The organism is Exiguobacterium sp. MMG028 (assembly GCF_027947425.1).
GTDB lineage: Bacteria > Bacillota > Bacilli > Exiguobacteriales > Exiguobacteriaceae > Exiguobacterium > Exiguobacterium aestuarii_A.
The window spans coordinates 619529-631789 of the sequence record NZ_JAQJIN010000002.1; the positions used below are offsets into that span (position 1 = coordinate 619529).

The 12261-nt window shown below is 46.1% G+C and carries 17 protein-coding genes; 5 read left to right on the forward strand and 12 right to left on the reverse strand.

Features of this window, described 5'->3' with window-relative positions; genetic code table 11:
* Positions 1–43 precede the first annotated feature (43 nt).
* Positions 44–871: an aminoglycoside 6-adenylyltransferase gene (locus tag PJK55_RS10340; protein WP_271305734.1), complete on the reverse strand. Its 828-nt coding sequence runs from the start codon at positions 869–871 to the stop codon at positions 44–46.
* Complete coding sequence (locus PJK55_RS10345) at positions 868–1470, reverse strand: pentapeptide repeat-containing protein (protein WP_271305735.1); 603 nt, start codon at positions 1468–1470, stop codon at positions 868–870. Before PJK55_RS10345 ends, PJK55_RS10340 begins: the two co-directional genes overlap by 4 nt.
* 55 nt (positions 1471–1525) lie before the next feature.
* On the opposite strand from PJK55_RS10345, the gene PJK55_RS10350 reads away from it, so the two are divergent.
* Entirely contained in the window at positions 1526–1975 is a 450-nt protein-coding gene (locus PJK55_RS10350) for an NUDIX hydrolase (RefSeq protein WP_214744919.1), read from the forward strand.
* Between the two features lie 2 nt (positions 1976–1977).
* Here PJK55_RS10350 and PJK55_RS10355 read toward each other — a convergent pair whose 3' ends face one another.
* The 3 genes from PJK55_RS10355 to PJK55_RS10365 form a co-directional block, all read right to left on the reverse strand.
* Positions 1978–2655 carry a YjjG family noncanonical pyrimidine nucleotidase gene (locus PJK55_RS10355; RefSeq protein ID WP_271305736.1) on the reverse strand — a complete coding sequence of 226 codons (678 nt, stop codon included), beginning with the start codon at positions 2653–2655 and terminating at the stop codon, positions 1978–1980.
* Positions 2656–2781: 126 nt separating this feature from the next.
* Positions 2782–3531: an HAAS domain-containing protein gene (locus tag PJK55_RS10360; protein WP_271305737.1), complete on the reverse strand. Its 750-nt coding sequence runs from the start codon at positions 3529–3531 to the stop codon at positions 2782–2784.
* A gap of 2 nt (positions 3532–3533) precedes the next feature.
* Positions 3534–3860: a PadR family transcriptional regulator gene (locus PJK55_RS10365; RefSeq protein WP_224862632.1), complete on the reverse strand. Its 327-nt coding sequence runs from the start codon at positions 3858–3860 to the stop codon at positions 3534–3536.
* A gap of 166 nt (positions 3861–4026) precedes the next feature.
* Between PJK55_RS10365 and PJK55_RS10370 the strand changes: the two genes are divergently transcribed.
* On the forward strand, positions 4027–5484 hold the full coding sequence (locus tag PJK55_RS10370) for an aldehyde dehydrogenase family protein (protein ID WP_271305738.1): 1458 nt from the start codon (positions 4027–4029) through the stop codon (positions 5482–5484).
* Positions 5485–5550: 66 nt separating this feature from the next.
* On the opposite strand, the gene PJK55_RS10375 is transcribed toward PJK55_RS10370, so the two are convergent.
* The 6 genes from PJK55_RS10375 to PJK55_RS10400 all read right to left on the reverse strand — a co-directional run bounded on the left by PJK55_RS10375 (position 5551) and on the right by PJK55_RS10400 (position 8357).
* On the reverse strand, positions 5551–5733 hold the full coding sequence (locus tag PJK55_RS10375; RefSeq protein ID WP_074035494.1) for a DUF6440 family protein: 183 nt from the start codon (positions 5731–5733) through the stop codon (positions 5551–5553).
* A gap of 89 nt (positions 5734–5822) precedes the next feature.
* Positions 5823–6209: a hypothetical protein gene (locus tag PJK55_RS10380; protein ID WP_271305739.1), complete on the reverse strand. Its 387-nt coding sequence runs from the start codon at positions 6207–6209 to the stop codon at positions 5823–5825.
* Positions 6210–6324: 115 nt separating this feature from the next.
* Positions 6325–6663, reverse strand: coding sequence for a zinc ribbon domain-containing protein YjdM (locus PJK55_RS10385; RefSeq protein WP_074035492.1), 339 nt, complete (start codon positions 6661–6663; stop codon positions 6325–6327).
* A 66-nt stretch (positions 6664–6729) separates the two neighbouring features.
* Positions 6730–7242, reverse strand: coding sequence for a GNAT family N-acetyltransferase (locus PJK55_RS10390; RefSeq protein ID WP_271305740.1), 513 nt, complete (start codon positions 7240–7242; stop codon positions 6730–6732).
* Between the two features lie 92 nt (positions 7243–7334).
* On the reverse strand, positions 7335–7664 hold the full coding sequence (locus tag PJK55_RS10395) for a four-helix bundle copper-binding protein (protein ID WP_271305741.1): 330 nt from the start codon (positions 7662–7664) through the stop codon (positions 7335–7337).
* 81 nt (positions 7665–7745) lie between these two features.
* Positions 7746–8357, reverse strand: coding sequence for a protein kinase family protein (locus PJK55_RS10400; RefSeq protein ID WP_271305742.1), 612 nt, complete (start codon positions 8355–8357; stop codon positions 7746–7748).
* A 149-nt stretch (positions 8358–8506) separates the two neighbouring features.
* Between PJK55_RS10400 and PJK55_RS10405 the strand changes: the two genes are divergently transcribed.
* The 3 genes from PJK55_RS10405 (at position 8507) to PJK55_RS10415 (ending at position 11920) form a co-directional block, all read left to right on the forward strand.
* The gene (locus PJK55_RS10405; protein ID WP_271305743.1) at positions 8507–9403 is read left to right on the forward strand and encodes an aldo/keto reductase; all 897 of its coding nucleotides are present in this window, start codon (positions 8507–8509) and stop codon (positions 9401–9403) included.
* A 286-nt stretch (positions 9404–9689) separates the two neighbouring features.
* Positions 9690–10955 (forward strand): hypothetical protein, encoded by a 1266-nt coding sequence (locus PJK55_RS10410; RefSeq protein WP_271305744.1) that lies wholly within the window; start codon positions 9690–9692, stop codon positions 10953–10955.
* Positions 10956–11062: 107 nt separating this feature from the next.
* Positions 11063–11920 carry a pirin family protein gene (locus tag PJK55_RS10415; RefSeq protein WP_271305745.1) on the forward strand — a complete coding sequence of 286 codons (858 nt, stop codon included), beginning with the start codon at positions 11063–11065 and terminating at the stop codon, positions 11918–11920.
* Positions 11921–11958: 38 nt separating this feature from the next.
* On the opposite strand, the gene PJK55_RS10420 is transcribed toward PJK55_RS10415, so the two are convergent.
* Positions 11959–12258, reverse strand: coding sequence for a hypothetical protein (locus tag PJK55_RS10420; protein ID WP_271305746.1), 300 nt, complete (start codon positions 12256–12258; stop codon positions 11959–11961).
* Between the last annotated feature and the right edge of the window lie 3 nt (positions 12259–12261).

The window sequence follows — 12261 nt, forward strand, 5'->3', positions numbered from 1 at the left end:
CGCTCCTTTCTCTATAAGGAGCGTTTCCCGGCTCACGCCGTCATTAATCGTTCGAATGTCGAAGTGTTGCACATGCAGCACGAACACGTCTGGCTTCCTCTTCTTGGAACACGAAATCACCTTGCTCGGCGACACGTTGTGCACAAAAGAAGAAGAGTGATTGCAAGCGGTCATGTGTGTCTTCGATCGCGCTCAGCTCAGCTGAGGCATATGTCGCCCCGAGCATTTCCCACAGCTCTTCAGGCAAGTGGTCGCGCATCCCGTCACCCGATTTCCCAAGATTCACAGAAAAGTTCGTCGCATAGCCAATGTTCCATTCCATCATCTGACGGAGCATATTTCGCATGATGTCGAGGTGATCGAGCGCGTATAACACCTGGTGTCGCTTGATTCCTTTGACGACATAGAGTGACACCCACCAAAACTCATTCCAACAAGCCACATACTCATCAGCAGAAGGGCGTGTCACACGGTATGTGTTATCTGAAGGTGTCACACTCGGATGATGATCTCGATCGAACACAATCTGACTGAGCGAATCAGCTTCGAGCATCTCATCAAGTTGCTCTATGCTTCGAATTGTCAAATCAATACGGTGTCCGTCTACATATTGCACCAAAAACGTTACATGTCGTTCGGAATCAAACGTTTCAGGTGTCTGCATGATCAAGACTTCTCCAAACATGTCGATCCATGAGCGATCGGTCGCAATCGCTCTCACATTTTCTACGTAAAAAACAAGGTCAACATCCTGGTATGGGTCTGGGCGGATGTTCGGATTGACGAGCGAGCCGTTCAAGACAACCGTTCGGATGTGTTCACGTTCTTTCGCGAACGCAATCAACTGTTCAATAATTTGTTCCGGTTTCATTCTATAATCGCCCCCAATGAGCGCGCGACTTGGATTGCCTGCATCGCGTCTAGTTTTGTTTGTTGTAAGGTCACGTTCGAAAAATCAACCCCGTCGACAAATGCTCCTCTGAAGTCGGCACCACGGCACACCGCATGTTGAAGTGTCGCCCGTGACAAGTCCGCCTGATGCCAAACCGTCTCGGTCAAATCAGCACCGTATAGGTCCGCCTCAACCAAACGAACGTGGGACCAATCCATTTTCTTAAGAGACACGTGACGAAGGTTGACGAATGACCAGTCCCCTTCTGTGACATGGACGCCCTCAAACTGGCTCTCCTCAAAGGAAGACCCCGTCATTTTACATTGCTCAAACTCACTCGTGAACAAATTGGCACCATGGAACTGACAGTTCAAAAATGAGCTGCCGACATGACGGGACGCATTCCATTTCGAATCGGTAAAATCACAGTTGATGAACTGACAGCGTTCCGTTTGTAGTTCCGTCGCATCGACGTATGTGAAGCGACAGTTCTCGAACGTGACGTGTGACAGCTCTTCGTCACGGAGTGTCACGTCGCGGAAATCTTCGTCTCGATATTGCGTATGTGGTTGAAACATAATATCCCTCCTTCAGGTATACTAGAACAGATTACAAAGATTGGAAGTGATATAGATGGACCTCGTATTCCCGACTGAACAAGGCGTCTTCAATTACCGCGTCGCCGGTATTTTCGTGAAAGACGGACACGTATTGATTCACCGAAATATCCGGGATGACTTTTGGGCACTGCCTGGTGGTCGCGTGACGCTCGGTGAAGAAGCCGCAACCGCCCTCGCACGCGAGCTACATGAAGAATTGGATATGCGCGTGACCGATACCACGTTCGCCTTCGTCCACGAGAACTTGTTTACCTACAACGACCAACCGTTTCATGAGATTGGACTGTACTTTTATGTAGACGGTGACCTCCCGCTCCAAGAAGGAGACTTTTACGGACCTGAAGGAGACCACCTCATCTATCGTTGGCAAAAACTTGACCGTCTTCGAGAGGTCACGCTCTATCCAGAAGTACTCGCACAACTACCGAATCGTTTGCCGTCTCATTCACTAAATCCGGCTTGAACTTAGAGAAGCGATTTCAACTCGTTTAAATGTCGAATCTCGTACGTCGACTCCATCGTCGCAGCCGCTTCATTCGGATTGAACCAACATGTATCTAGGCCGTACATCCGCCCACCGGCGATGTCTGCCGTGACTGAGTCGCCAATGATTAAGCCCTTCTCTGGCTTTACGTTCGGGATTCGATCAAAGACGTAGTCAAAGAACGGCTTCATCGGTTTTTGCGAGCCAGTCGCATCCGATACGAAGACGTCTTGGAAGTACGGCAATAGTCCCGATGACTCTAACCGTTTGAATTGCGTCTCCGTCACACCGTTTGTGACGATATAGAGCGGATAGTCCGCGCTCAGCGTTTGAACAATCTCTAACGCGCCGTCGACCATGTGTACGCCTGCATGTAAGTAGTCTCGATACTGCTGTTCGACCTGCGGACCGTCGACCGTGAGTCCGAGCGAATTGAACAGTTTCGTGTGACGACCGACGAGTACTTCTTCACGGTCTACTTCGCCGCGCTCAAATGCGCGCCATAGGCCGCTGTTAATGTCGACATACCGAGCCTTCACTTCATCCGTCATCCGGACATTGTAGGATGCGAGTAATTGTTCCAAGGCGACGTGCTCACTTTGTTTAAAATCTAATAACGTATCATCAATATCAAATAAAATCGCTTCATAACGTTTCATATTTCTTTCTAACCCCTCTCTTCGTCTAACTGTACAGGAAGTAGAAACGAACATCAAAAAAGGGAGATGAACGCAATCTCCCTTCATCTCTTCTTAACGATGAACCGAATGGACAACATATCAAACTTAATCTTCTTTATTCTTCTTGGCCCAGACAAGAAAGAAAATCGCCATTCCAATGAATAAAATCAACATCGAAAAAATCGATTGTTGCTCAAATGGTAAACTTGTGCGGGAAAATGCATATTGAGGTACGTACAAAAGAATCGGGATGATTAAATTAATCCATGTCTTTGTCCATACAGAGGTTATAAGTAATATGATCACAGCAACTACGAATAATACAAGTTGACCGTTCGAACCGAATGTAACCGTTGGCGTTTCAATAAAAATATCAAGCACCATCAAGCCGAGAAAAGATAACATTGGTAATGTAGCAAGTAAGCTATAAGTTAGTATATTTCTAAATTTGCTTTCTTTTGTGCGAATCGACATCGCTCGGAATGCTTGTGAGGCAGCCAACAAGAAGAGTAAGGCCACTAGTGGAAACCCAACCATTTGAATCGTCGAGAACGTCATCTCACCTTGAATGAAGTTCCCAATGATGATATAAGCGAATAAGTTGAGAATGATCATTGCGATGATTTTCATAAACCCCTTCTTATCGAATGCCATCTCGCGACCAATATATTGCATATAGGATTTCGGACTTTGTCCAATGACATCGTCCACATCCTTCCCTGCTTGCTCCGCTTCTAGCAAATGATCCTCTAATTCAAAGACAATATCTTTCACTTCAGTCTCAGATTTCCCGCTTGATATCAGATATACCGACAAATCATCTAAAAAATCACGACTTTTCTTTGAAAGTTCCATGCTTATTCATCCTCCTCGAGTACACGGTTCACACCATTCGATACTTCAGCCCATCGCTGTTTAAAGGCGAGTAATTCCTGTTGTCCGGATTCTGTCAGAATATAGTACTTCCGCTTTGGACCTCCTGACGGTAAAGTCTTTTGAATCGTTTCGACCCACCCATCTTTTTTCATACGCAATAACACCGGGTATATACTTCCTTCGCTCACCATTGTAAAACCATAATTCTGTAGTTTCTCAGACATTTCATATCCATATGTCTCACCTTTACTAATAATGGCTAACAGACATCCTTCAAGCAGACCTTTTAACATTTGACTCATTGCCATGGCGTGACCTCACTTTCAATCAACTATCTTGTTATACATAATAGTAATGGAAACCAATCCCATTTACAACTACTTTGTAAAACAAGTTAGTTACACTTTCAGATGTTTATTTTTATAAAATAAGTGAATACTTCCTATGGTGAAGAAAAACAAAGGAGTGTTCTACATGCATACAGATTTTACGAAAATGTACATCAATGGTGAGTGGGTAAGCGGATCAAGTGAGAAGTCGATCGACAACGTCAATCCGTTCTCGAACGAAACACTGTTCTCGATTCAATCAGCGGATGAAGATGATTTGAATCGTGCTTATGAAGCAGCCAAAGCGTCTCAGACGGACTGGGCTGACATGCTTCCGCAAGCACGACGAGAATTGATCGAGAAGTTTGCCCAGGTGACGATGGACAACAAGGAACTCATCGTCGATTGGCTCGTGAAAGAGTCTGGCAGTACACGAATCAAGGCAGAAGGCGAATTTGCCGCATCGATGGCTATCATCAAAGAAGCCGCGACATTCCCATTCCGTATGGACGGACTCATCAAACCTTCGGTCGTTCCGAATAAAGAGAACCGGGTTTATCGTAAACCACTCGGGGTCATCGGAATCATCAGTCCTTGGAATTTCCCGTTCCATTTGGCTGTTCGTTCAATCGTGACGGCTCTCGCGACCGGGAATGCGGTCGTCGTCAAACCGGCTACAGCGACACCGGTCACAGGTGGTCTTCTGTTCGCATCGCTCTTTGAAGAAGCAGGACTTCCAAAAGGCGTACTCAATGTCGTCGTCGGACGAGGGTCTGAAATCGGTGATGCGATTGTCGAACATCCGATTCCGCGTCTCATCTCGTTCACAGGTTCAACCGAGGTTGGTCAAGGAATCGCAGAGAAAGCGGGTCGCCTCTTGAAGAAGACGGCTCTTGAACTCGGTGGGAATAACGTGTTTGTCGTACTCGACGATGCCGACCTCGATCGTGCCGTCGAATCAGCGGTATACAGCAAGTTCTACCATCAAGGGCAAATTTGTATGTCGACGAACCGAATCCTCGTCGCCGAATCGATTCATGATGAATTCGTGGAACGTTACGTCGAGCGCGTTAAACAATTGAAAGCAGGCGACCCGAACGACAAAGACACGCAAGTCGGTCCGCTCATCGACCACGACCAAATCGATCGTATCTTAGAGCAAATCGAGAAAACCGTCGATGCAGGTGCGACCGTCCATACTGGCGGGACAGCCGACGGCAACGTTCTCGAACCGACCGTCCTCAGTGGTGTCACGAATGACATGCCACTTGCGAAAAATGAAATCTTCGGTCCAGTTGCGGTCATCCTGTCGTTTAAAGATGACGAAGAGGCACTCCGTCTCTCGAATGAATTGCCGTATGGATTAAGCGGTGCCGTCCACGGTTCAGTTTACCGTGCGACCAATTTCGCACGAAAAGTCGAAACCGGCATGATTCACGTCAACGACCAATCGGTCAACGATGAACCGCACATGCCGTTCGGAGGCGAGAAAAACTCTGGTCTCGGACGTTTCAACGGCGAATGGGTACTCGAAGAGTTCACGACCCTCCAATGGGTGTCGGTCATGCATGAACGTCGCGAGTATAAACCATTCTTCTCATAATACGGTCCATACAAAAAACCAGGCTGATCAGCCTGGTTTTTTGTATGAATTCTATACTCCACGATTTCACGAAGTCGATTTCGGCTTCTCAATGACGACTTTTCCATGTTCATCTAAGAGAGGCGTCATTCCACTCAATCCTAAGCCGCTAGTCATCAAATAGTGAACGCCTGTATAGCTATCCACGACAATTTTTATAATTCCACCACTCATATGCTGTTTTGACTTCAATACAAATCGTTGTCCCACGAAATGTCTTCCTCCTCTTTTTTGATTTAGAATACCTTCATTATCATCTCATATTCACATAAGGAACATACTATTTTTTACCATTTGAATCATTCTAAGAATTCATTTACATCCTTGATGTGGTCTTCATCAACTTTAAAATATTCGCGACTTTCTATTCCTTTTGAAAAAATGAACTCGTTGTTATCACTTATCCAAAAGTTCACCATCAATTCCATCGTAGATTCAGCTGGGTTATTGATGGTCACTACATATTGAGGAAGCCCTTTTGGACGTTCGTTCGTGATTGAACTTGCTTCAATCATCGTTTTGAAATCATCAATCTTTTCTTTATCTGTCACCGTATTTTCAGAGTACACAATTGTTTGTTCATCAGTATAATTGCCAACAACGAGCTCTCGTTCTTGTTGACCACATCCTATTAATATAGATAACGAAATCACACTGAGGAAGGTAATCATTTTCTTCAATAACATGTTCTCCCTCCTTTACATTTTGAACACGCTTACATATTATCATAAGCCATAATTTACAAAAAAGACGAACCAAGGCGCATTTCACGCCCCAATTCGTCGACAGTCTGACGTTATGTTAGATTTTCTTCACAAACTCTGACTTCAGTTTCATCGCACCTAGACCGTCGATTTTACAGTCGATGTCATGATCACCGTCCACAAGTCGAATCCCTTTTACTTTTGTCCCTTGTTTGACGACAAGCGATGTGCCTTTCACTTTCAAGTCCTTGATGACAGTGACAGTATCTCCATCTTGAAGCGGATTTCCGTTCACGTCTTTGATTTGGGACGCTGCTTCCGCTTCGGCTGCCTCGCTCGGTGACCACTCATAGGCGCACTCCGGGCAGACGAGCAGTGGACCGTCCTCATATACATAAGACGATTGGCATTTTGGACAATTCGGGTACTCATTCATACGTTTTCCTCCATTCGATTCACTCGTTTCAGTATATCGTATGGAGGGGGACCCTTTCTAGACTGTTCATCCTTCTGTAGGTGACACAGGACCTTCTAAATCGAGCTGATAAAACGATAAATCGAGCCATTTTCCGAATTTATACCCGGCGTTTCGAATCGTTCCTGAATGTACGAATCCGACTTTTTCATGGGCACGGATGCTCGTCACGTTCGACGCGTCAATTCCACCAATCACAGTCTTCATTCCTCTCGCTTCTGCGATACGGATGATTTCCTTTAATAATTTGTTGCCGATTCCTTTCCCTCGATAGCCAGGGTGTACGTACACGGAATGCTCGACCGTGTAGTGGTATGCCGGCCACGGGCGGAATGGCCCAAACGTCGCAAATCCCATGACGACATCATCCTCGACCCACACGATGATTGGACAGTCTTGTTCTTTCTTCTCTTCATACCAGGCGACCCTATTCTCGAGCGTTACCGGTTCATAATGATAGACGGCCGTGCTGTTTACGATTGCATCATTATAAATATGTAAAATCATTTGAAGATCGTCTCGCCGACAGTTGCGAATCATTTTAACACCTACTTCTCGTTTTTTTCATTATACGAATCCCCTCTTCAAAAGACACGAAAAAAGTGACCGGTCCCATCGACCGATCACTCAGATTATGCTGCTAAGCGGTCACACATCGAGGCGCATTCTTTACAGACGCGCGCACATTCCTGACAATGCGCGTGTTTATGTTTCTCGCACTCTTGTGCACAGGCTTCGCAGATGATCGCACACGCTCGAGCAAGTTCCGGGACAAATGCCGAGTCACGCGTCATCGCTTCGGCGAGAAACGCACAGGCCGCGGCACATTCACGGTCGAGTCGGATACAATCGACCATCATCTGTACGTCTTTTTCCTCTAGACAGGATTCCAAGCAATCATTACATGTCTCCACGCATTCGTGGAGTGTTACGAGTTCATTTGCATAAATTCGATGAGCCATTCGTCATTCCCCTTTCACTTCCCCTTTGGATTTGGACACGTTACCCTTGTTCCCTAATCGACAAAAGAAAAACGACCCAGATCAAGAATCCGGATCGTTCACGAATTTACGGTACAAATAAGCGATTCGATTAAGTAAGGCCTCATTATACTGTTTCGGCATGAAACGATAACGATAGAGACGATACATTCGCTTCAAATCCTCCCATTGATGGTCGATTTGTTGTCCTTGTCTAAAGCGTGCCAAATCAATCAAGAAAACTTGTCCGTTCGGTGTCAAAATAATGTTTCGCAGATGGACATCCGATGGCGTCAATCCTAACAACCGTGCTTGACGAAGTGCTTCGTCCACGATTTCAATATAAGACGGGTCAATCCAGATGCCCTCTGTCAGACACTCAAACAGCGTCTTCCCTTCGATGTAATCCATGACTAAATAAGAGTCACCCGCATCATAACAAGTCGGAAAATAAGGAAGCCCTTTTAGTTTTTCATAGATGGCTGCCTCTTCGATTGCGATTTGTTCGTACCCCGGAAAGAATACTTTAATGACACGGTCCCTTTCTTTTAAACGAAACACGGCCGCACTGCGTCCAATCCCGTGTAACTGAAGCTCGGGATGCATCGCCATTACCTGAAACGAGTCGCCCACCCGCTCGAAGGTGACGTCCGCATATGGTTTATAGTCACTCATCTGTCACGCCTCTTTCCTGTTTCTCTTCTTTATCATCATAGCGCATACAAGCTCATTTGACGCTAAAACTGCTCGAGGGGGGTGACAAGTGACGCGCTTTCTTTGAAGACGTATAATGAAAAGCGACTGACAACCAAGGAGGAGTTATTATGCAACGCATCGCTTTAACAGAAGAATTATCATTCTCACGCGTCATCCATGGAATGTGGCGACTCGCTGATTGGGACATGACCCCACAGGAACGTCTCACGTTCATCGAACAATGTCTCGAACTCGGTATCACGACGTTCGACCATGCAGATATTTATGGTGGTTATACATGTGAAGGATTATTTGGGGAAGCGTTAAAACTAAAACCTGAGCTCCGTGACCAAATGGAGATTGTCACAAAAACGGGCATCAAATTGACAGGATCATTCAATCCGGGTCAAACGCTCAACTATTATGACACGACAAAAGAACATATCATCGCGCAAGCGGAACGTTCGTTAAAAGAACTCGCCATCGATCACATTGATACATTATTGATTCACCGCCCAGATCCGCTCATGAACCCGGATGAAGTGGCCGAGGCCTTCATTACGTTGCGTGATAGCGGGAAAGTACGTGAATTCGGTGTATCCAACCACGTACCGTCTACACAGAACTTGCTTCAATCACGTCTCCCGTTCCAACTCGTGACGAACCAACTTGAACTCTCTCCAATGCAATTGAAGCATTTCGAAGATGGATCGGTTGATCTTTGTCACGAAAAACGGATGCCACTCATGGCTTGGAGCCCACTCGCAGGGGGGCAACTTTTCAAAGACGAACAGTACGCCCCTCTTCGTGAAAAACTCGAGGAGATTCGCGCACGTCACAATGCGAGCGGAATCGATTCGATTGTTTATGCATGGCTCATCAAACACCCTGCGAACATTATGCCAATCATCGGATCAGGAAAAATCGAGCGCGTTCAAACAGGTGTCGACGCACTTCAAATCGATCTCACGCGTGAAGAATGGTTCGAAATTTTGAAGGCAGCACGCGGTCGAGATGTTGATTGAAGGGAACTTCATCAAATAAATCCCATCGGATTCTAATCTGATGATTTAGACGAAAAATTGCTATTTTTTGAATCTGCTTCAAATCAACGTTTTTTCGTCAAAAATCGACACGGCAAAAAAGGTTAAAAGTAAAAATAAAACATAAATGGTTTTATCCCCCGTCCAGTTCAAGTTGGACGGGTTTTTTAATTTTTTTTAAAAATAACACATTAATTTTCCTAAGACTAAAGTCACAAAAAAATGGTGCTAGAATGGTGAAAGTGATTCATCGAAGGAGAGTACCGATGTGAAAAAGTACCTGATTTTCAGTACCCTCGTCATCCTATTTTTCTTATTCGGATGCGAGGAAGAACGCGCACTCCGACTCCAACCTGCCCCAGAATATTATCAAGGACGTGCCTTGTTACCGAATGGACAACAAATCGAAATGCCAGAATCCGATCGCGCATTGATCATCGAATTGTGTCAACCGGACAATGCAGTTTCGACAATCCCGAGCGGCGAGAGACATTGGCTTGGAACGGTCACGCTGACACAGCCCTTAACAGATGTCGCCACATCATCCGCGTTCCCGACGGCCACATTGTTTACAGTCAATAATGAATCGTACGTACAATGTCAGCTAGACTCGATTACGTATGTCACTAAAACAAACAATCTTCCTGAAAGCTTACATGATGTCCAATATACAGCAGACTCTTATCCAGATATCGCGAAGATTCGCTCTGCCGAACCACATGAATATGACCACTTTGCTGAAGAGATGAAAAAGCCGATAGGTAATGAGCCCTATCCAGAACGAACCGGAATCGAACATACCCTCTTCCATATCACGATGCCGTTTAACGGAGAATTTGAACTGACATTGACATCGTCAGAAGGAGAAGAGCGTCTGATGATTCCGATTGATGCATCACGTCATCCTTATCTGTCAGTAGGTCTCGGGACAGAGCAATCGGATGATACGTTACAATATGCGATTTACACCAGTTCAGATCAAAACGATTATCAAACGGTCTTACGACCGAAAGATGGTCATATGTCACAGGTATTCGGTGCGAAGGCAGCATCTCAATTGCCATCTGTTCTTATACCCGGACACAGCTATCCACTGTATAGTTTTACGTACATGAAAGACGGAACGGCGCACCGTCAGCTCGTCTCCATCACGTATCATCAACCAGAATTAATGGATGGAGAGGAATTGAATAAACAGATTCATGAAACGTTAAGCGGTGAACGCCATGCCCTGTTTCATGAGTTAGCGCTTCTTGGTACAGAGTCAAAAGACGCCTCGTTTTTACAGCATGTCGGAACAGAAGAAGTAGACTTTCTCTTCCGTGCGATTGAACAGGCGAATGCGACATCTCACGCAGGAACACCTGCACCCGTTCCTTACTTAACACTGTTTCAAGGTGTATGTGCCCAAACGTTTGACGTGAGTTATGACGGGAACGATGTCTACGTAACGAATGCGGAGACGGGGGCCCACTTTAAACTGTTACGTGAGGACGCCATCAAGTGGCATAACCTGTTCACAGACAATAGTTGATTCGGCAGATGCCAAGTGCATCTGCCTTTTTTGCATATCCATGAGGCAAATTAGACCCTGACGAAAACGTTTTTTGGGAAAATAAAAAGAGAAAGGAGTGAAGTGTTGTGACCAATTCATTTGTTAGAGATGTCGACAAGCATTGGCGCGTCAACTATCGCCAAAACGGATATCCGCACGTTCAACAAGGTTGGGTATTACCCCCTGAACAAAAAGAGGCGTTCGACCCCTTCATTTTGATGGCCGAAGACTGGTTCAAGCGAGGAACGTTTTCCGATCATCCACATCGTGGGTTCCAGACGATCACATACGTCATCGATGGGCGCCTCGAACATATTGACAATCATGGAGGACATTCGATTTTAGATGCTGGTGATGTCCAATATATGAATGCCGGATGGGCGGCTCGCCACGCTGAGGAAGCCGTCGATGATGACCTTATCCATACCCTTCAATTGTGGTTGAATTTGCCGAAGTCACTAAAAACAACGACGACCTCTTATCAAAATGTGTATGTCGAAGACGCGCCGGTTGTTCTGATTGACGGTGGGCAGCTTCGTGTCTACTCTGGCGAAATCGCTGGTGTAAAAGGACCGATGGAGAGTCTCGTTCCAATCACGATGACCGAGGTCTTGCTGAAAGAAGGGAGTGCGTACGAACATGTCCTTCCCGCGAACCATAACAGCTTCCTGTATGTTCTAGCAGGATCTGTTGAAGTCGGGACATCCAGTACCCCGCTCGATAAGACGGATGTGGCGACACTGACGTTTGATGAAACGTCCGATGCGATGAGTAGCCTTCACCTCCAAGCGACAAGCCGCACACGCGTCCTCATCTATTCGGGAAAACCGATTCGGGAAGAGTATATCGCGTACGGTCCTTTTGTCATGAATACCGAAGAAGAGATTCGCCAAGCCTTCCGCGACTATCACAGCGGCGGCTTCGGGCCACCGGCCGTCAAATAAACAAAGGGAGCATCTCATTCGCGAGAGCTCCCTTCCGTTCATTTTTCCGGTTGCAATACGGTTTGTTGTGTCGGAACGTGACCGATTGGTACAGTACGCTCCACGAGGACGTAACGTTTGCCTTCGACTTCGAACTTGCGGTCCCCAAGGTAGTGGGCAGCCTTGCCGTCTTCATATAGCTTCGCCAAAATGGCAGGCACGTATTCTTCTAGCTTCGTGTAATGCTCATCGAGGGTCATGACGATGTTTCCCCCTTTATATCCGAGCCAATAACTATAAAAGAACCACCCCAATGAAAGTACCCCGAGAATTCCTAATCCAATTGCGATCCATTCCATTTG

Bases quoted from the DNA above. Each gene is read 5' to 3' on its own strand.
- PJK55_RS10395 (WP_271305741.1), bottom strand. From the start codon at position 7,664: ATGGCTCATCGAATTTATGCAAATGAACTCGTAACACTCCACGAATGC.
- PJK55_RS10390 (WP_271305740.1), bottom strand. From the start codon at position 7,242: ATGATTCGCAACTGTCGGCGAGACGATCTTCAAATGATTTTACATATT.
- PJK55_RS10355 (WP_271305736.1), bottom strand. From the start codon at position 2,655: ATGAAACGTTATGAAGCGATTTTATTTGATATTGATGATACGTTATTA.
- PJK55_RS10345 (WP_271305735.1), bottom strand. From the start codon at position 1,470: ATGTTTCAACCACATACGCAATATCGAGACGAAGATTTCCGCGACGTG.
- PJK55_RS10385 (WP_074035492.1), bottom strand. From the start codon at position 6,663: ATGAATGAGTACCCGAATTGTCCAAAATGCCAATCGTCTTATGTATAT.
- PJK55_RS10405 (WP_271305743.1), top strand. From the start codon at position 8,507: ATGCAACGCATCGCTTTAACAGAAGAATTATCATTCTCACGCGTCATC.
- PJK55_RS10370 (WP_271305738.1), top strand. From the start codon at position 4,027: ATGCATACAGATTTTACGAAAATGTACATCAATGGTGAGTGGGTAAGC.
- PJK55_RS10360 (WP_271305737.1), bottom strand. From the start codon at position 3,531: ATGGAACTTTCAAAGAAAAGTCGTGATTTTTTAGATGATTTGTCGGTA.
- PJK55_RS10400 (WP_271305742.1), bottom strand. From the start codon at position 8,357: ATGAGTGACTATAAACCATATGCGGACGTCACCTTCGAGCGGGTGGGC.
- PJK55_RS10340 (WP_271305734.1), bottom strand. From the start codon at position 871: ATGAAACCGGAACAAATTATTGAACAGTTGATTGCGTTCGCGAAAGAA.
- PJK55_RS10350 (WP_214744919.1), top strand. From the start codon at position 1,526: ATGGACCTCGTATTCCCGACTGAACAAGGCGTCTTCAATTACCGCGTC.
- PJK55_RS10420 (WP_271305746.1), bottom strand. From the start codon at position 12,258: ATGGAATGGATCGCAATTGGATTAGGAATTCTCGGGGTACTTTCATTG.
- PJK55_RS10365 (WP_224862632.1), bottom strand. From the start codon at position 3,860: ATGGCAATGAGTCAAATGTTAAAAGGTCTGCTTGAAGGATGTCTGTTA.
- PJK55_RS10380 (WP_271305739.1), bottom strand. From the start codon at position 6,209: ATGTTATTGAAGAAAATGATTACCTTCCTCAGTGTGATTTCGTTATCT.